Genomic DNA, 14,654 nt, shown 5'->3' with positions numbered 1-14,654 from the left:
AAGGCACCTTGCGGACACCCCCTAGTCGGCGGGCTCGGCGATCAGCGCGGTGGCCACGGTGCGGAAACCGAGGCGGGCATAGACCCGGGCGACGTCGTCATCGCCCGCGGACAAGAAGACGGTCTCGATGCCCCGCGATCGTGCGTCGGCCACCAGCACCGCGGTGACCGCATGGCCGAGCCCACGACGGCGCGCGGCCGGCAAGGTCCCCACCCCGACGATCTCGCTGACCGCGCCGACCGGCTGGTGCTGACCGGCGCACAGCGCCCTGCCGTCCTGCACCGCGGCGGCAACGCACGTCAAGCCGGCCAGGATGCGTGCCGCCACGCGTTCCACGGAACCGTCACCGGCACGGCTCCGTACCGCCTCGCCCAGTTCCGCCGTGCCGGCCGCGCCGACACCGGTGCCGGGCTCGGCGAAGGCCAGGTGGGGGACGGCCAGCGCGCTCGGCAGCACGGGATCGTCCGGCCCGACGGTCCGGACCACCACGCCGTCGGCCGACCCGGGCAGGGCCGGGGCCGATGCGTCCCGGTCGAGCACCATCAGGGGGTGCTCGTGCACCGTGAGCCCCGCCTGCTCGACCGCGGCCCTCAACGAGGGCGCGGTCTCGGCGATCCACTCGAAGCTCTCAGGGACGCCCAGCTCCCGCTGCCTGGCACGCACCCGGGTCACATCGGCGGCGCCCACCGCTCCGGACCATCCCGCGGTCGGGCGTGCGTAGAAGGGCCAGCCCTGCCCCTCCCGTACGAACAGGGTCAGCGGCCCGAAGCCTTCGGCCCGGGCACCGGAGCGGGGAACCGCGTCGTAGTACCGCTCAAGCCGGTCCAGCAGCTCACGACCATCATCAAGATCCACAGACGTCATGCCGAGCATCCAAGCATCAGCTCTCCGACCACTGCCACCGCATTGCCTCCGGCCGCTCGACGGCTCACCGCACGGCGGCCCCGGAGGCCGGAACGGCAGACCGGGGCCGGCCCTGAGGCCCGGTCACTTCCGCCAGAACAAGTGGTGCGTCACGCCGCTCGGACTGGGCACGACTTCCAGGTGGAACCGGTCGAGCAGCTCATCGGGTGACTCCCAGAGCCGTACTCCGGACCCGAACGTCACCGGCGAGACCGCGACATGCATCGTGTCGACGAGATCGGCGTCAAGGAACTGCCGGATGGTGGTCACCCCGCCGCCGAGGCGGACGTCCTTGCCCCGCGCCGCCTCCAGCGCCTGTTCGAGGACCGAGGCCGGGTCGCCGTCGACGAAGTGGAACGTGGTGTCGGAGAGGGTGAACGAGGGACGCTGGTGGTGGGGCATCACGAACACCGGTGTGTGGAACGGGGGCTCGTCCCCCCACCAGCCGCGCCACTCGTCGTCGTGCCAGGGCCCGCGCTGGGGCCCGAACTTGTTGCGGCCCATGATCTCGGCGCCGATGTTCCGCGCCCAGTCCCGCGTGAAGTGGTCGTCGAGACCCCGGCTCCCTCCGGGATCGGTGCGCATGGGCCAGCTCGCCGTGGCACCGGCCCATCCGAACAGCCTCTCGGCACCGGGGAGACCGAACGGACTCTCCAGGCTCTGGTCCTCGGCGGCACCCGCGCCGATCCCGTCGCTCGAGACGTTGAAGCTCTGGACCCTCAGTAGCTGAGCCACGTGTTCCTCCTGTGCTGTGGACGATGCCGGTGAGACTCTCCGGGCCTGAAGAACTCATCGGTGCGTCCGTGACCGGTCAAAGGCCAAACCGCCTGGCCGGCAGGCCGGTGCAGTGAGGGGACGACTGCACTGACGGAGAGCCTCTCAGAGACGAGGGCACCCCGCCGTGCTGATCCGTCCGACGGCGTGCCCCGGACCCGTGACCGCCGCCCTGGCGGGCGGACCTGGGGTCGAGGCCGCGCGGAGCGGGCCGTCGTCACGGCGTGTCGGGCAGTCGTACGGCTTCGATCCCGGGGTCGTTCAGCAGTGCTTCGACGAGGGCCGGGGGGCCGGCGACCTTGGTGGCCCACAGGTCGTAGTCGGTGCACAGGACCCATGAACGATCGCGCGCCCAGAGGTTGGAGGGGCTGAATTCGGCTGCGGGATTGTCGTAGAGGATCCCCGCGTCGCCGAGGCGGCCGGCCTGCACGTGGAGGTTGTCGAAGTCGGTGGTCGCGAGCATCAGCGGGTTGTAGTAGGCCAGGCAGGAGGTGTCCGGGCCGGCGGGGGCGTGTTCGGTGAGGACGGCGATCAGCCTGTTCCAGGTAGCGCGGTCCAGGCTCCCCTCGGTGGGCGGGAGGACGCCGAGCGGCCAGCTGCCCTCCCTCCTGGCCGAGGGGAAACAGCGGTGGGAGGGCAGCAGCCCGTCGGGCACGACGGGATCGCCGGTGCGCCGGGCGAGTTCCGCCCAGCGCAGCCGCCGCCAGCCGCGGCCGGGATGCTCGGCGCGGCCGAGGCCGCCTCCCGTGGCGACGCCCACTTCGAGGTCGATGCCCGCGAAGACGCGGGGCCGGACGCTGCCGTCCGCCAGACGTGCCCGGCGGTACTCGTGGTACGACACCCCGGCCGCACCCCGCTCGTGCTCGTACATGGCGTTGAGCACCCAGACCGAGTCGGGCATGGCGGGCGGCATGAACCCGGTGACACCGTCGCCGCACAGTTCCAGCAGCCAGTCGGTCGCATCGGACGACACGAGCGGCCACGGGCCGGTCAGCAGGTTCGACTCATCGGGCATGCCTCCATGATCCCCGCCCCGCGACACCGAACCCACGCGGCCCCCATCCCCCCACGTGAGCACGCCTCCGCCCACGCGGCGGGGTCCCCCTATCCCTCCCGGCGCCGGTGCGGGTGCGATTCCGTGTTTCCCCCTCGTCGTGCGTCGCCCGCTGCGATGCTTCCGCCGGTGTCGCCGGGCCCCCGCTCCATGAGCGGCCCGGCGACACCCGGCGAACGGCGGCGGGGTCATGGGGCACGGCGCTCCGGTTCGTCGTGCCGGAGCGCCCGGCAGCGGCTTCCCAGGAGACTTCGCCTCCGGCCGCCGCCGGGCGGAACTGAGAGGGGGAGACGTCGATGGCATCGAAAGCGGTACTCCACAGACCGGGATCCCGGTGGCGTGACCGGCTGCTGGTCCTGGCCGCGTCGTCCGCGCTCGCCGCGGGCGGCCTGACGGCCCTGGCGCTTCCGGCGGAGGCCGAAGGGGTGTGCGCCGCCCCGGTCGTCGCGGACGGCATCACCACGATCACCTGCACGGCGGGCGGCTCCGGAAGCCTCACGGTGCCCGAGGGAGCCGCCGGCGCCACGGTGACCCTCGACGGCGCCGGAGGTGGCAACGCCTACGACGGCACACCCGGCGGCAAGGGCGCGCACCTGGTGGCGACGCTCCCCACGTCCCCCGGGCAGACGTTCAACGTCACCGTCGGCCGGCGCGGCGCGAACGCCGCGGCGAACCCGCAGTTCGGCGCACCCGGTTCGGGCGGCGCCCTCGTCGCGGTGACCACCGACTCCAACGCCCCCCTGCTGACGGCGGGTTCGGGCGGCGGCGCGGGCGGCCCGGGCATCGGCTCCCCGTCCTACCGGGGAGGCGCCGGCGGGGACAGCGGCAGCGCGGGAGCCGACGGCAACGGCCTGGCACCGGACGCACAGGGAGGTACGGGCGGCGGCCCGGGCACCGCCACCGCCGGCGGCGCGGCGGGCACCGGAGGACCGGGCGCGGACAACGAGGGCGCGAACGGCTCTCCGGGCGCCTTCCCGAACGGCCCCGGCGGCTCCGCCGGACAGGGCGTCTTCAACCCGACGGGCGCCGGCGGGCGCGGCGGCGCCGGATACGGCGGCGGCGGCCGGGGCGGAGCCGGCGGCCGGTACGGGACCACGCTCGGCGCCTCGGCCCGGGCCGTGCTGGCCCGGCCCCGGATCGAGCTGCCGCCCGCCGCGGCCGCGGACGTCCGCAGCGGCGCGGTGCACGAGAGCGTGCTCCGGGCGATGCTCCTGCTCGCGGGCACCTACCGGATGTCGGTCAGCGTGGTGCGGTCGGGACACCCGGTCAACGTGTTCGGCACCGGCCGACCGAGCGATCACCCGGTCGGCCGGGCCTTCGACGTCTGGGCCGTCGACGGCCGTCCCGTCGTCGACCCCACGACACCGCGGAGCCTCATCACCGCGTTCATGCGCGCCGCCGCTGCAGCGGGCTCGTACAACGTCGGCGGCCCCGTGCGGCTTTCGGGCGGAACCCGGCCGAACCAGTTCTTCTCCGACGCGACGCACCACGACCACGTACACATCGGATTCGCCACCTGAAGCCGCCCCGCCCCGGCACAAGGGTGAACACGCCCGGGTTCCGGGCCGGATGCTTGTAGCATTCCTGCCCATGTCGAAGCCTGACGACCTGCTCGTCGCCATCGCTGCCGCTGTGGAGTCCCAGCAGAGCAATCAGATGTCCTTGACCGTCCTGGTGCACGGCGCCGTCATCACCGGCCGCCTCGCTCCCGAGAGCGCGTGGCGCCGGCGGGTGGCCGAGGTCCTGGCGGACTCGGACCGGCTCGGGGATTTCGCCGGCCTGTTCATGGACTCCGAAGGCGGCGCTGCTGCGCGCAAAGCGCCACCGCCGCCCTCCTACCTGCATTTCCACGTCGCCCGGATCCTCCAGGGCACCGTGGGCATTCCCGAGACCGGCGGGATGTACCGGATCGCGATCAAGGACGTCAGTGCCTGGACCATGGGCGACTTCAGCTATTCGGAGGCCGACTGACACACGCAGGCCCACCGAACCGCTGCGCCATTCGGGCGAGCGGGCGGCACGTCGCCGGACTGGGCGGCGTCCGCCGGGGCAATGTCGATCGCGGGCCGGCCGGGACCGGCGGGCCGAGGCATGCGCCACGGGACGGGAGAATCACATGGGCCAGCGGAACAGGCGGACTCAGACGGTGATGGCGATGGCTGCCCTGGGGGTGGGGCTGCTGCTCCAAGGGGCGCCGGCGGCCGCGGCCGCGCAACCGGCCGCGGCACGGCCGGTGCCCGGCGAGGCCACGTCGGCCGCCCCGTCCGTCGAGGCCTCCGGGTACACGCACGTCCAGGGCGTCGTGGTCAGCCGCGTGGCCCTCCACGTACGGGCCAGGGCGACGACCTCGGCGGCGGTCCTCGGCTCGCTGGACCCGTTCGAGAAGGTGCAACTGTCCTGCCAGGCCAAGGGCTCCACGGTGGAGGGCAACAACATCTGGTACCGGCTGCACGGCGAGCCCGGCTGGGTCTCGGCCCGCTTCGTGCACAACTACACGCCGGTCCGGTGGTGCTGACGGGCGGCGCCGCGGTGCGGACCGGCACACTCCCTAGCCGTCCGCGGGCGGGCGGTCGCTCCACAGCCGGCTGAACCGCAGCCGCGGACGCAGCGCCCGCCGGGTGCGCGAGTGCCGGTCGAGCTCCTCCACGAGCCGTTCGGAGCGCTTCTCCACACCGAGTTCGTCCAGTACCCGGTCGGCATCCGCGAGCAGGGCCCCGTACAACTGCCACACACCGGAGCGCGCCCGCGCCTCCTCGCGCAGGAGTCGCGCGGCGCGCTCGCGGCTGACCCGAGCCGCCGCGAGCTCCTGCGTCAGCCGGACCTCAGCCTCCTCGGCGCTCGCGCTGATCTGCGCGGTGATCAGTACGGCGAAGTTCTCGACGGCGCTCGCCATGTGCGCGAACAGCTCCCGCAGCGCCTCGGCGAGGTGGTCCTGGAAGAGCGGGCCGTCCGTACGCGTCTTGGCGAGGTCGGTCAGCGTACGGCAGCAGACGCGCAGGACCACCGCGCAGATCTCCAGGGTGTCCAGTCCCGTACGGAGCACGAGGCGGAAGAGCAGCCCTTCCTTCACCCGGGGGTTGAGCCGCAGGCTGTCCTCGGCCTGGCGCAGCGCCGCGTCCACGCCCGCGATGTCGTTGTCCAGCCGTCGCGCCTCGTGCAGCCGGGCGGCCGCCTTCTCCACCGGGGTGTGTTCCGCCAGCTCGTCGCCGAGGTGGACCAGCAGGTCGCGCATGCGGCCGGCGAGCGAGGTGATCGCCTCGCTCGCCGGTGCCACCCATACGGGCGGCGCGAGGAAGACGTTGAACAGGAGCCCCACGACCGCGCCGATCAGGGTCTCCAGCACCCGGTCCCAGGCGGTGGCCGCCACCTGCGTGACGCCGAGCACCAGCATCGCGCTGATCGCGACCTCGGGGACGAACTCGTCGACCCGTACGAGATGGCCCACGACGAGCGAGGTGAGGATGACCAGCCCCAGGCTCCACCAGGTGAGGCCCACGAGGGTGCTGAACCCGATGGCGACGAGGACACCCGCGACGACCGAGTTCACCCGGCGGATGCCGGTGGTGAGGGTGGTGTAGAGGGTGACCTGGACGACGAGCAACGCCGTCAGCGGCGCGGTCAGCGGCGCCGGCTCGCTGCTGAGCCAGAGCGCGACCACGTAGGACACCACGGCCGCCGCCGTCGAGCGGACGGCCTGGACGACGACGGGCTCCCGGCGGCGGCCGACGAGGGTTCTTACGGTGACGATGACTTCCGGCATACGTGCCAGCCTTCCCGGACTCGGCTGCACCACGCGTCACACGGATCAAGACGGCACCACCGTACGCGAGGCGGCCCACCCCGGCTGCCCGCCATTGCTCCCCGGCCGCGCCTCCTACCCCGTACGGCCCAGCCGTCTTCCCACCCGAGCGGCCCGGCCTCGGAGCCGGTCGCGCGGCCCGGGGCTAGGGTGGTTCGGGGGGAGGTCGAGGGAGGTCGGAGCCGGTGTCGACGTCAAGCCATGAGGTGTTCGGGGCGCCGTGCTGGGTCAGCCTGATGACCGGCGACCTCGAGGCCGCGCAGCAGTTCTACGGGGCCGTGCTCGGATGGGGGTTCCGCCCCACCCGCCTCGGCGAGGGGTTCTGCGTCGCGATGCGCGACGGGGCGCCGGTCGCCGGCATCGGCGGGCTGGCCCGGCGCCTGGGGGTCCCGGTGGCGTGGACCCCGTACTTCGCCGTCGATGACGCGGACGTCACCGCCGCCCGGGTGCGCGAGCGGGGTGCCACGATGGGGGTCGGCCCGCTGGCCTTCGGGACCGGCCGGGCCGCGCTCGCGGCCGACCCCGACGGCGCGGTCTTCGGGTTCTGGCAGGGCGAGGTGATCCCCGACTGGACGGCGCATCCCGGCGGCGCGGCCGCCTGGCTCGAACTGCGCACCCGGGACGCGTTCGCGGCGGCCGTGTTCTACGGCGAGGTCCTCGACTGGGCGTGCGAGCGCTCCGGATGCTGCGACGTCTCGTACGAACACGACCACGTCGTGGTCCGCCGCGGCCGCGACACCGTCGCCGTGATCAGCGGCGGAGCCGTCGAAGAGGCCCCGGACCCACAGGTCCGGCCGCGCTGGCACGTCCACTTCGACGTGCCGGACCTCGAAGCCGCGGTGGAGACCGCGACCCGGCTGGGCGGCCGCACCGTCTCACCCGTCCACACCACGCCCACCAGCCGCCGCATCACCCTGGCCGACCCGGACGGCGGGCTCTTCACGATCGTGTCGCCGGAGAAGGCGCCCAGGGCCGGCCGCTAGGGCCTAGCCGCGCGCGGCGAAGGCCTTCGTGAAGGCCAGCGGTTCCTGGACTATGGACGAGCAGGTCGCGTCGGCGGAGTTCTTCGCGCCGCCCGGGCACTGCTTGTCACGGGCGCCGGACCACATCGCCAGCCAGCCGAGGCCCTTGGCGCGGGCGAAGTCCACGAGCTGCTTGGCGTCGTCCACCGTGAAGACCTCGGTGGAGACGTCGTTGACGCCGATCATCGGGGTCACGGCCACGGTCTTCCACGCTGCGGCGTCGCTCAGGCCCAGTACGCCCTTGAGCTGTGCCTGCGTGGCGGTGGCCGCCTGGATGGCGTAGCCGCCCATGTCCCCGCTGTAGGCGGGGCCGTAGTCCATCGCCATGATGTTGACGGCGGACACCGCCACCCCGTTGCGCTTGGCGTTGGCGATCAGGTCGACGCCCGGCTGTGTCAGCCCCTCCGGCATCACGGGCAGGGTGAAGGAGACGTCGAGCCCGGGATGCGACTTCTGCAGCTGCGCGATGGCCTGCGCGCGCCGGGTGTTCGCCGCGGTGTCGGGCAGGGCAGCGCCCTCGATGTCGAAGTCGACCTTGGTCAGCCGGTACGTGTCCACCACCTTGCCGTACGCGGCGGCGAGGTCGGCGGGGGAGCCGCACGCCAGGCCCAGCTCGGACCCGGCCGCGCCGCCGAACGACACGCGGACGTCCCCGCCCTTGCCGCGCAGGGCGGAGATCTGCGAGGCGACCCGGTCGTCGCCGAGGGCCGTGATCCCGCCCCACAGGGGGGAGCAGCCGCCGCCGGAGGTGACGAAGGCCAGGTTGAACTCCTTCACCCCCGTCCGGGCGGCCGTGTCCAGCAGGTCGAAGGCCGGGTAGAGCGAGGTGTCCACGTACGGGGCGAACCCGGCCGGCGTGGTGCTGCCGCCGCCCGGGGGCACGGTCACGGTCGGCGTCGGCGTCGGCGTCGGCTTCGATGTCGCCGTCGCCGTCGCCGTCGCCGTCGGCGCGGTGGTGGCCGTCGCGGTGGGAGCGACCGTCGGCGCGGTGGTGGGCCGGCCGCTCGGGCTGGGCGTCGGACCGGTGGCCGGCGAGCACTTCTCCTTGTTGATGAGGCATCCCGTGGGACTGCCCGCGTTCCCGCTCGCGTTGGTCACGAACCCGACGGTGACGGAGGCGCCGGCCGCAAGACCGGTCGTGTCCCAGCGGGGCGGCTTGACCGTCACGTGCTGCCCGCTCACGGTGTGTTCGCCGTTCCACAGGGAGGCCAGGGAGGTGCCGGCGGGCAGGTCGAACTCGAGGGTCCAGTCCTTGAGCGTTCCGCCGCTGTTGTTGGTGACGACGTACTGACCGGTGTAGCCGGTGGTCCAGCTGCTCGCCTTGGTGAAGGTCGCGCCGACCGATGCGGCCTGCGCGGTACCGGTCAGGGCCACGGCGGTGCCCGCGACGGCCGCCGCGACGGCCAGGGCGGCCGCCGCCCTGGTCTTGGCACTCGTCGTACGGCGATGGGAATGGCCAGCCATGAGGACCTGCCTCCGTGCTCGGGGGATGGGGGTTCGAGCAGCACGCTAGCGACCACAAAACGGACGAATGTGCGGTTCGGGCTCCGCCCCCGCGTTCTTGAGGCCGCCTTAAGGAACGGATCGGAGAGGGTTAATGACCACGGCGGGGCGGGGCGTCCCCGGGTACGCCCACCCCGCCGCGGGGGAGCTACTGCTTCTTCTTCGCGCGGTCCTCCTGGAAGGCCTTCGCGCACACCGGACCGGTCTCCGTCGCTATGAACGAGACGATCAGCAGGGCGCCCGCCTTGCCCTGGTGGCTCGCCCTCACCCTCCAGCCGCTCTTGTCCAGAGACGTGACGACCGTCGCGGGCTGGTCGACGGTCCGGGTCTCCTTCCGGCCCCCCTTGGCCAGGGCGGCCACCGTGGTGTCGTAGGACTTCCTGGAGTCGGCGGCCTTCGCGCTGTCCGCGGTCCAGGAGACCACGCAGGACTTCAGATCCGCCGGCACGTCGTCGCCGGACTTCTCCGCGAAACCGGCCGACGTGGCCGCCCACCTCGCCTTGCGCCCTACGCTTCCAATTCACCGCGCACGGACGCCTGATGCCCCCGCGATCAAGGAAACCGTCTGTCACCCCGGTCGTCGACGTAAGACTTTCGTCATCCGGAGGTCCTGGCCTCCGGACGGCCGCCCGCATTTGAATGTGGGGGACGGAACGAGGAAGAGGGGCTGCCATGACGGGGACGACGACGGGCGCGGTGTCGGGGAGGCGTCGGCGCGGCCGGGTGCTGGCCGGGGTGCTGATCACGGCGGCGCTGGTGCTGGGAGCCGGTCTGTACTGGGCCCAGCCGTGGAAGCTCTGGCAGGACTCCGCCGTCAACGAGGCGCTGCCCACCGCCTCCACCATCCCGGCGCCGGGCTCCGCGCGGCCGGGAGCCGCCCCGGCGCCGGTTCCGCGGACCATCTCCCAGGGCTCCCTGATCAGTCACGAGCACAGCACCACCGGCACGGTGAAGCTCATCGAGCTGCCCGACGGCTCGCGCACGCTCCGCCTGGAGGACCTCGACACCAGCAGCGGCCCCGACCTGCGCGTGTGGCTCACGGACGCGCCGGTGAAGGAGGGCGCGGACGGCTGGTTCGTCTTCGACGACGGCAAGTACGTGAGCCTGGGCAAGCTCAAGGGCAACAAGGGCGACCAGAACTACGAGATCCCGGCCGGTGTGAACCTCGCCGACTACTCCAGCGTCACCGTCTGGTGCGACCGCTTCAACGTGTCCTTCGGCGCGGCGGCACTCCAGGCCGCCTGACGGGCCGGCCGATCCGGGCGGCCCCGCCGGGCGACCACCCGTCTGCCCGACGTGCCGTCAGCCACCCGCGTACGACGGGCGTCAGGGTCGGGACCGTCACCGAAAGCCTCGACGCCCCCGCGATGGCGGCGCTGCCGGGCTGTCCGGACCGCCGCGCCGCGCACGTGGACGCCCTGGAGGCCGAGTCTGGTACCAGGACGCCCGCGGCACGGCCGCCCACCTGGCCGTGCTCACCCGTTTCGGAGTCCGTGCCCCCGGCCTGTGGGCGCTTGGGTTCGAAGTTCCCGACCTGTGGCGCGCTCTGGCCGGGCCGTGACCGGCTCCCCGCGCCGGTCGGCGGTCCGGCGCCCGTGCTCGCGCAGAAGTGACGATCCGGTCTCGGATGCGGTGATCACCGTTGCCTCCGGCCCCGGCCGCCCGTTTGGCGGTCATGGAAGCAGCTTCTACGCGTCCAGTCGTGTCCCCGGATGTTTCTTTCGCAGAGCTCAACGGCGCGTACTGGATCGACTCGGACCCCTCCCTCCACGGCACGGAGGAGTGCGCCCAGTGCACCCTCCTGCGTGCGGCGGGGGGCGGTGAAACCCCGTCCTCACGGGAGGACGCGGCGGCGGACGGCGCCTGCTGCGGGGGCATCGGCTGGGTGCTGACGACGGGCCGGCCCTTACTGGTGACCTGCGCGGCGATCACCGTCACCGCCGCGCTCATGACCGTGGCGCTGGGCTGAGGAACCGGGCGGGCCGTCTTCGCCCGCATGGGTGTGCCCGTGCGGCAGCGCCCGCCCCATCGGCGCCAGCGCATGGCGGACGCCGGAGCCGTTCCGCTCCGTCGTGAGCAGGCCGGCGGAGCGCAGGACCGGCGGCCGACCGGGGTCCGCGTTGCCGCTCGGCGCCGGCGGCCGGGGGCAGAAGAAGGTCGGCACGAGCGGGAGGCCGCGGCCCTCCAGCCGCTGGTCGGTGGTCCGGCCCCCTGCGGACCTGCGGGCTTTCCGAGAGCCGTCCCGTGCGCGTAGCGTGTTCGCATGACTACGACACCGGCTGGAGAGGGCGGGCCGACCGTGGATCGGGCCCGCCCGCGGATGGAGATCCGCAACCGGCAGACCGCGGGGCTGACGTTCCGCGCGGACCAGTGGGCCGCGAAGAAGGCCGGTGCCCAGGCGACGGCCACCGTCCGGGCCTGGGGGTACGCACACCTCGACGAGCCGGATCTGGACACCGCCGTACGACGTCTCGTCCAGGCGGCGGTCGCCGACGGCGGAAAGCGGATCAGCGTCCACCTCGCCGACCAGGACCACCGCATCCTCGCGGTCGTGCTCAGCCACGTCGCCGGCGCCGCCCCCGGCGAGGACGCCGTACTCGGCGAACTCGCCGCCCTGCGCACCGTCGTGAGCTGTGGCAGCGACATCGCGCCCGACGGGCGCCGGGTGTGGGCCCTGCTCGACGCCGCTCCCCGCCCGCCCCGGGAACGGCGCTCCGGCCCGGCGGCGGGCGACGGCTCCGACGCCTGAGAGCGGGTCAGGACGGGCTTGCCGCGGCCCGGTTCGGGCGGCCGGACCTCGCCCGCCTCGATCCGGACGGGCGCCGCGCGCCGCGGCGGCGGTGCAGCAGCGCGTCGAGGGAGAGCGCGGGGGCGCCCGCGAGGATCAGCGGGAGCCAGGCCACCAGGTACACGAGGTCGTTGCCGTAGTAGTACGGAGTGGTCTGCCAGCTCACGGTCAGCCACAGGCTCAGCGAGATCAGGGCGCCGCCGAGTGCCGCGATCCGCGTCAGCAACCCTGTCAGGGCGCCCAGCCCGACGGCCAGTTCCCCCAGGGCCATGGCGATGCCGAGTGCCACCGGGCTCTGCGAGGAGAGCTCGACCAGCACCGGGAGGGCGGCGGAGTCCCGTACGGCCTCCATCTGCTGGCCGATCGAGCCGTCACCGGTGGCGGACAGGAACGCCGCGTCCGTCAGCTTGTCCAGCCCGGCGTAGACGAAGGTGATGCCGAGGAAGAGGCGCAGCGGCAGGAGTGCGTACTCGGCCGCTCGCGTGCGCAGGTCGGGGGATGTCGTAGTCACACCCTGCACACGCGGGAACTCCCCTCGCGGTTCGGTCGTATTCGGTTGCGGACGCGGTGAACCACGACCCGCCTCCCCCCGTGTTCCTGCTGAGGCTGGAGCGGCAAGGGATGCTCCGGTCCGCTTCCGGTACGAGAAGGAGATACGGCCATGGGCGACACCACGCGTCGGCGCACGGTTCTCGCGGCGGGCGCCGCGACGCTGGCAGGCACCGTCCTGAGCGGCTGCGGCAGCGACGGGGGAACCGAGGCGTCCGACGGCTACGGAGCCGGTGACGCAGGCGGCAACGCACCCGGCAACGCACAGGGCGAACCCTCGGCGGGCGCCGCGGCCGGAGGCGGCACCGGCGGCGGGCAGGCGCTCGCGCAGACGTCGGACATCCCGGTCGGCGGCGGCAAGGTGTTCAAGGACCAGAAGGTGGTGGTCACCCAGCCGATGGCGGGGCAGTTCAAGGCCTTCTCGGCGACGTGCACCCATCAGGGCTGCTCGGTGGCGTCGGTGAAGGACGGCAACATCGTCTGCCCGTGCCACCAGAGCCTCTTCAAGATCTCGGACGGCACGGTCGCCGGCGGGCCCGCCACGCGTCCGCTGGCCGCGGCGAAGATCGCCGTGGAGGGTGACAAGATCTCCCTCGCCTGATCGGCCGGACGCGCTGCCGGGCTCACCGGGCCCGGCGGCGCACCGGGCGTCACCGTGGAGGCGGCCCGGCCGTCGGGCGACGGCGGGTGTTCGGGGGACACTGGAGCCAGGGGCCCATGCCACACGGGCAGCGGCGAACGGAGGGCAGCCACCATGCTGGGAGACAGCAGGGGATCCAGCGGCGACTCGGTGGACGACATCGACCGGGCCGTCGGCGAACTGGCCGCGCGCGGTGTCGTGTTCGAGCGGTACGAGGCGTTCGACCAGGACGCGAAGGGAATCGCCCGGGAGGCGCCCGGCCCGGCGATCGCCTGGTTCAAGGACCCGGCCGGGAACATCGTTTCCGTCCTCCAGCCGAACGGGACGTAGCCGCCCCCGAGCCGGGGCCGGGCGGCCCGACCATCCGGCGGTGGGTGGCGGTAGTCCGGAAGGGGTGGCTAGCCCCATGGTCGCGTCCTCGTCGCGCCGCGATGCTTGAAGCACTTGAGGCGGACTTGAACGAGGAGGACGACATGCGGATCGTGGCGGCGGACGGCGTGACGGGGACGGCTCTGGCGGACGGCCGGATGAAGGTACGGACGGCAGAGCGCGGCGAGTTCCGCTGCAGCCCGGTCGGTTCGGCGATGTGGGTGGCCCTGCGGGTCAACGACGGGTTCCTGGACCTGGCCGCCTCCTCCCTTGCCGACGCCTGGCAGACCGACGAGGACAAGGTCCGTACGGCGATGAACGCCTGGGCCGAACGCCTGATGGACGCGGGACTGCTCAAAGCCGCGGCGTGAGCCGGTCAGGCCGGGCTCAGGCCGCGGCGACGGCCGGCACGGATCCAGTACGGTCCGGGGATGTTCATCGTCACCGTCACGTACACGGCACCGCTCGAAGACGTCGAACCCTGGAGGCCGGACCACGGCGACTGGCTGGAGCGGCAGCTCTCCAGCGGTTCGCTCCTGGTGGCCGGGCGGCGCAAGCCACTGGTCGGCGGGGTGTACCTGGCCCCCGGGATGCCCGCCGAGGACCTCGACCGCGTTCTCGCCACCGACCCGTACGTCCTGGGCGGCGTAGCCGAGCACACCGTGCTCGAGTTCACCCCGCACCTTGTCGTGCCCGGCCTGGAGGCCCTCACGTCCTACGACTGAGCCGGGGCCCGTTCCGTCTGACACGCGGCCGGGCGGCTGGCCCGATCCGCACCGTCACGGCACGGATTCGCCCGCCGTCGGTACGCACAGCACCGGCACCGGAGACAGGTGCAGGAGCTTGTGCGGGGTGGAGCCCAGCAGGGCGCCGCGGATCGGGCTGTCGCCCCAGCTGCCGACGATGATGACCCGTGCCTGATGGCGTTGTGCGGCATCGAGCAGGGCCTGGGCCGGTTTCTCGTCGACCACCTCGACCGTCGACGGGACGCCGGCCTCGTCGGCTGCCTCGACCGCGCGGGCCAGGGCGCTGCGTCCCGCCTGGCGGACGGCCTCCCGGTGGGCCCGGTACTCCTCCCCGGCGGCGCCGGGTGCGGCGGCGCCGTAGACGAGGACGAGCGGCTCGCCGAAGGCGGTGGCGACCTCGAGCGCCACGCGCAGGGCCCGCTCCGCGCCGGGCGACTCGTCGTACCCCAGCACCACAGACATCATGGACTCCTTCGGAGATACCGGACCAAACGGGTCGCGCGGACC

General features: G+C 73.3%; 19 protein-coding genes. 11 read left to right on the top strand and 8 right to left on the bottom strand.

All coding sequences use genetic code 11. The features are described from left to right. Positions 1 to 21: 21 nt before the first annotated feature. The 3 genes from K7B10_RS02810 to K7B10_RS02800 form a co-directional block, all read right to left on the bottom strand. On the bottom strand, positions 22 to 864 hold the full coding sequence (locus K7B10_RS02810) for a GNAT family N-acetyltransferase (protein WP_229334356.1): 843 nt from the start codon (positions 862 to 864) through the stop codon (positions 22 to 24). 123 nt (positions 865 to 987) lie between these two features. Continuing rightward, a complete protein-coding gene (locus tag K7B10_RS02805) occupies positions 988 to 1,638 on the bottom strand; it encodes a dihydrofolate reductase family protein (protein WP_229334355.1) in 651 nt (216 codons plus the stop codon). A 256-nt stretch (positions 1,639 to 1,894) separates the two neighbouring features. Further along, a complete protein-coding gene (locus tag K7B10_RS02800) occupies positions 1,895 to 2,692 on the bottom strand; it encodes a hypothetical protein (protein ID WP_229334354.1) in 798 nt (265 codons plus the stop codon). 335 nt (positions 2,693 to 3,027) lie between these two features. Between K7B10_RS02800 and K7B10_RS02795 the strand changes: the two genes are divergently transcribed. The 3 genes from K7B10_RS02795 (at position 3,028) to K7B10_RS02785 (ending at position 5,246) form a co-directional block, all read left to right on the top strand. After that, on the top strand, positions 3,028 to 4,251 hold the full coding sequence (locus K7B10_RS02795; RefSeq protein WP_229334353.1) for a hypothetical protein: 1,224 nt from the start codon (positions 3,028 to 3,030) through the stop codon (positions 4,249 to 4,251). A 70-nt stretch (positions 4,252 to 4,321) separates the two neighbouring features. Beyond that, entirely contained in the window at positions 4,322 to 4,702 is a 381-nt protein-coding gene (locus tag K7B10_RS02790; RefSeq protein WP_229334352.1) for a GvpU-like protein, read from the top strand. 184 nt (positions 4,703 to 4,886) lie between these two features. Then, the gene (locus K7B10_RS02785) at positions 4,887 to 5,246 is read left to right on the top strand and encodes an SH3 domain-containing protein (protein WP_229334351.1); all 360 of its coding nucleotides are present in this window, start codon (positions 4,887 to 4,889) and stop codon (positions 5,244 to 5,246) included. Positions 5,247 to 5,279: 33 nt separating this feature from the next. On the opposite strand, the gene K7B10_RS02780 is transcribed toward K7B10_RS02785, so the two are convergent. After that, positions 5,280 to 6,491: an FUSC family protein gene (locus tag K7B10_RS02780; protein ID WP_229334350.1), complete on the bottom strand. Its 1,212-nt coding sequence runs from the start codon at positions 6,489 to 6,491 to the stop codon at positions 5,280 to 5,282. A 275-nt stretch (positions 6,492 to 6,766) separates the two neighbouring features. Here K7B10_RS02780 and K7B10_RS02775 point away from each other — a divergent pair, with 275 nt between their 5' ends. Further along, complete coding sequence (locus tag K7B10_RS02775) at positions 6,767 to 7,513, top strand: VOC family protein (RefSeq protein ID WP_229344719.1); 747 nt, start codon at positions 6,767 to 6,769, stop codon at positions 7,511 to 7,513. 3 nt (positions 7,514 to 7,516) lie between these two features. Here the strand turns inward: K7B10_RS02775 and K7B10_RS02770 are convergent, their stop codons facing one another. Further along, on the bottom strand, positions 7,517 to 9,016 hold the full coding sequence (locus K7B10_RS02770; RefSeq protein ID WP_229334349.1) for a glycoside hydrolase family 18 protein: 1,500 nt from the start codon (positions 9,014 to 9,016) through the stop codon (positions 7,517 to 7,519). A 187-nt stretch (positions 9,017 to 9,203) separates the two neighbouring features. After that, positions 9,204 to 9,503 (bottom strand): hypothetical protein, encoded by a 300-nt coding sequence (locus K7B10_RS02765; RefSeq protein WP_229334348.1) that lies wholly within the window; start codon positions 9,501 to 9,503, stop codon positions 9,204 to 9,206. A gap of 224 nt (positions 9,504 to 9,727) precedes the next feature. Between K7B10_RS02765 and K7B10_RS02760 the strand changes: the two genes are divergently transcribed. The 3 genes from K7B10_RS02760 to K7B10_RS02750 all read left to right on the top strand — a co-directional run bounded on the left by K7B10_RS02760 (position 9,728) and on the right by K7B10_RS02750 (position 11,804). Beyond that, on the top strand, positions 9,728 to 10,300 hold the full coding sequence (locus K7B10_RS02760) for a DM13 domain-containing protein (RefSeq protein WP_229334347.1): 573 nt from the start codon (positions 9,728 to 9,730) through the stop codon (positions 10,298 to 10,300). A 457-nt stretch (positions 10,301 to 10,757) separates the two neighbouring features. Beyond that, a complete protein-coding gene (locus K7B10_RS02755; RefSeq protein ID WP_229334346.1) occupies positions 10,758 to 11,024 on the top strand; it encodes a hypothetical protein in 267 nt (88 codons plus the stop codon). Positions 11,025 to 11,318: 294 nt separating this feature from the next. Beyond that, the gene (locus K7B10_RS02750; protein WP_229334345.1) at positions 11,319 to 11,804 is read left to right on the top strand and encodes a hypothetical protein; all 486 of its coding nucleotides are present in this window, start codon (positions 11,319 to 11,321) and stop codon (positions 11,802 to 11,804) included. A gap of 7 nt (positions 11,805 to 11,811) precedes the next feature. Here K7B10_RS02750 and K7B10_RS02745 read toward each other — a convergent pair whose 3' ends face one another. Next, complete coding sequence (locus K7B10_RS02745) at positions 11,812 to 12,354, bottom strand: DoxX family protein (protein ID WP_229334344.1); 543 nt, start codon at positions 12,352 to 12,354, stop codon at positions 11,812 to 11,814. A 150-nt stretch (positions 12,355 to 12,504) separates the two neighbouring features. On the opposite strand from K7B10_RS02745, the gene K7B10_RS02740 reads away from it, so the two are divergent. From K7B10_RS02740 to K7B10_RS02725, 4 genes are all read left to right on the top strand, one after another. Beyond that, positions 12,505 to 12,993, top strand: coding sequence for a Rieske (2Fe-2S) protein (locus K7B10_RS02740; protein WP_229334343.1), 489 nt, complete (start codon positions 12,505 to 12,507; stop codon positions 12,991 to 12,993). A gap of 153 nt (positions 12,994 to 13,146) precedes the next feature. Beyond that, positions 13,147 to 13,362, top strand: coding sequence for a VOC family protein (locus K7B10_RS02735; RefSeq protein ID WP_308284475.1), 216 nt, complete (start codon positions 13,147 to 13,149; stop codon positions 13,360 to 13,362). A 101-nt stretch (positions 13,363 to 13,463) separates the two neighbouring features. Then, a complete protein-coding gene (locus tag K7B10_RS02730; protein WP_229334342.1) occupies positions 13,464 to 13,772 on the top strand; it encodes a PqqD family protein in 309 nt (102 codons plus the stop codon). A 60-nt stretch (positions 13,773 to 13,832) separates the two neighbouring features. Continuing rightward, positions 13,833 to 14,126 (top strand): YciI family protein, encoded by a 294-nt coding sequence (locus tag K7B10_RS02725; RefSeq protein WP_229334341.1) that lies wholly within the window; start codon positions 13,833 to 13,835, stop codon positions 14,124 to 14,126. A 54-nt stretch (positions 14,127 to 14,180) separates the two neighbouring features. Here K7B10_RS02725 and K7B10_RS02720 read toward each other — a convergent pair whose 3' ends face one another. After that, on the bottom strand, positions 14,181 to 14,609 hold the full coding sequence (locus tag K7B10_RS02720) for a universal stress protein (RefSeq protein WP_229344718.1): 429 nt from the start codon (positions 14,607 to 14,609) through the stop codon (positions 14,181 to 14,183). Between the last annotated feature and the right edge of the window lie 45 nt (positions 14,610 to 14,654).

Origin of the sequence: Streptomyces flavotricini (assembly GCF_020639365.1) — a bacterium.
Lineage (GTDB): Bacteria > Actinomycetota > Actinomycetes > Streptomycetales > Streptomycetaceae > Streptomyces > Streptomyces flavotricini.
The sequence above is the reverse complement of the archived record's forward strand: the minus strand, read 5'-3'. Positions and strand labels throughout refer to the sequence as shown.

Excerpts from the sequence above, each read along its gene's own strand:
- K7B10_RS02810 (WP_229334356.1), bottom strand. The coding sequence starts at position 864 with ATGACGTCTGTGGATCTTGATGATGGTCGTGAGCTGCTGGACCGGCTT.
- K7B10_RS02800 (WP_229334354.1), bottom strand. The coding sequence starts at position 2,692 with ATGCCCGATGAGTCGAACCTGCTGACCGGCCCGTGGCCGCTCGTGTCG.
- K7B10_RS02795 (WP_229334353.1), top strand. The coding sequence starts at position 3,028 with ATGGCATCGAAAGCGGTACTCCACAGACCGGGATCCCGGTGGCGTGAC.
- K7B10_RS02790 (WP_229334352.1), top strand. The coding sequence starts at position 4,322 with ATGTCGAAGCCTGACGACCTGCTCGTCGCCATCGCTGCCGCTGTGGAG.
- K7B10_RS02785 (WP_229334351.1), top strand. The coding sequence starts at position 4,887 with ATGGCTGCCCTGGGGGTGGGGCTGCTGCTCCAAGGGGCGCCGGCGGCC.
- K7B10_RS02780 (WP_229334350.1), bottom strand. The coding sequence starts at position 6,491 with ATGCCGGAAGTCATCGTCACCGTAAGAACCCTCGTCGGCCGCCGCCGG.
- K7B10_RS02775 (WP_229344719.1), top strand. The coding sequence starts at position 6,767 with ATGACCGGCGACCTCGAGGCCGCGCAGCAGTTCTACGGGGCCGTGCTC.
- K7B10_RS02770 (WP_229334349.1), bottom strand. The coding sequence starts at position 9,016 with ATGGCTGGCCATTCCCATCGCCGTACGACGAGTGCCAAGACCAGGGCG.
- K7B10_RS02760 (WP_229334347.1), top strand. The coding sequence starts at position 9,728 with ATGACGGGGACGACGACGGGCGCGGTGTCGGGGAGGCGTCGGCGCGGC.
- K7B10_RS02750 (WP_229334345.1), top strand. The coding sequence starts at position 11,319 with ATGACTACGACACCGGCTGGAGAGGGCGGGCCGACCGTGGATCGGGCC.
- K7B10_RS02740 (WP_229334343.1), top strand. The coding sequence starts at position 12,505 with ATGGGCGACACCACGCGTCGGCGCACGGTTCTCGCGGCGGGCGCCGCG.
- K7B10_RS02735 (WP_308284475.1), top strand. The coding sequence starts at position 13,147 with ATGCTGGGAGACAGCAGGGGATCCAGCGGCGACTCGGTGGACGACATC.
- K7B10_RS02730 (WP_229334342.1), top strand. The coding sequence starts at position 13,464 with ATGCTTGAAGCACTTGAGGCGGACTTGAACGAGGAGGACGACATGCGG.
- K7B10_RS02725 (WP_229334341.1), top strand. The coding sequence starts at position 13,833 with ATGTTCATCGTCACCGTCACGTACACGGCACCGCTCGAAGACGTCGAA.
- K7B10_RS02720 (WP_229344718.1), bottom strand. The coding sequence starts at position 14,609 with ATGTCTGTGGTGCTGGGGTACGACGAGTCGCCCGGCGCGGAGCGGGCC.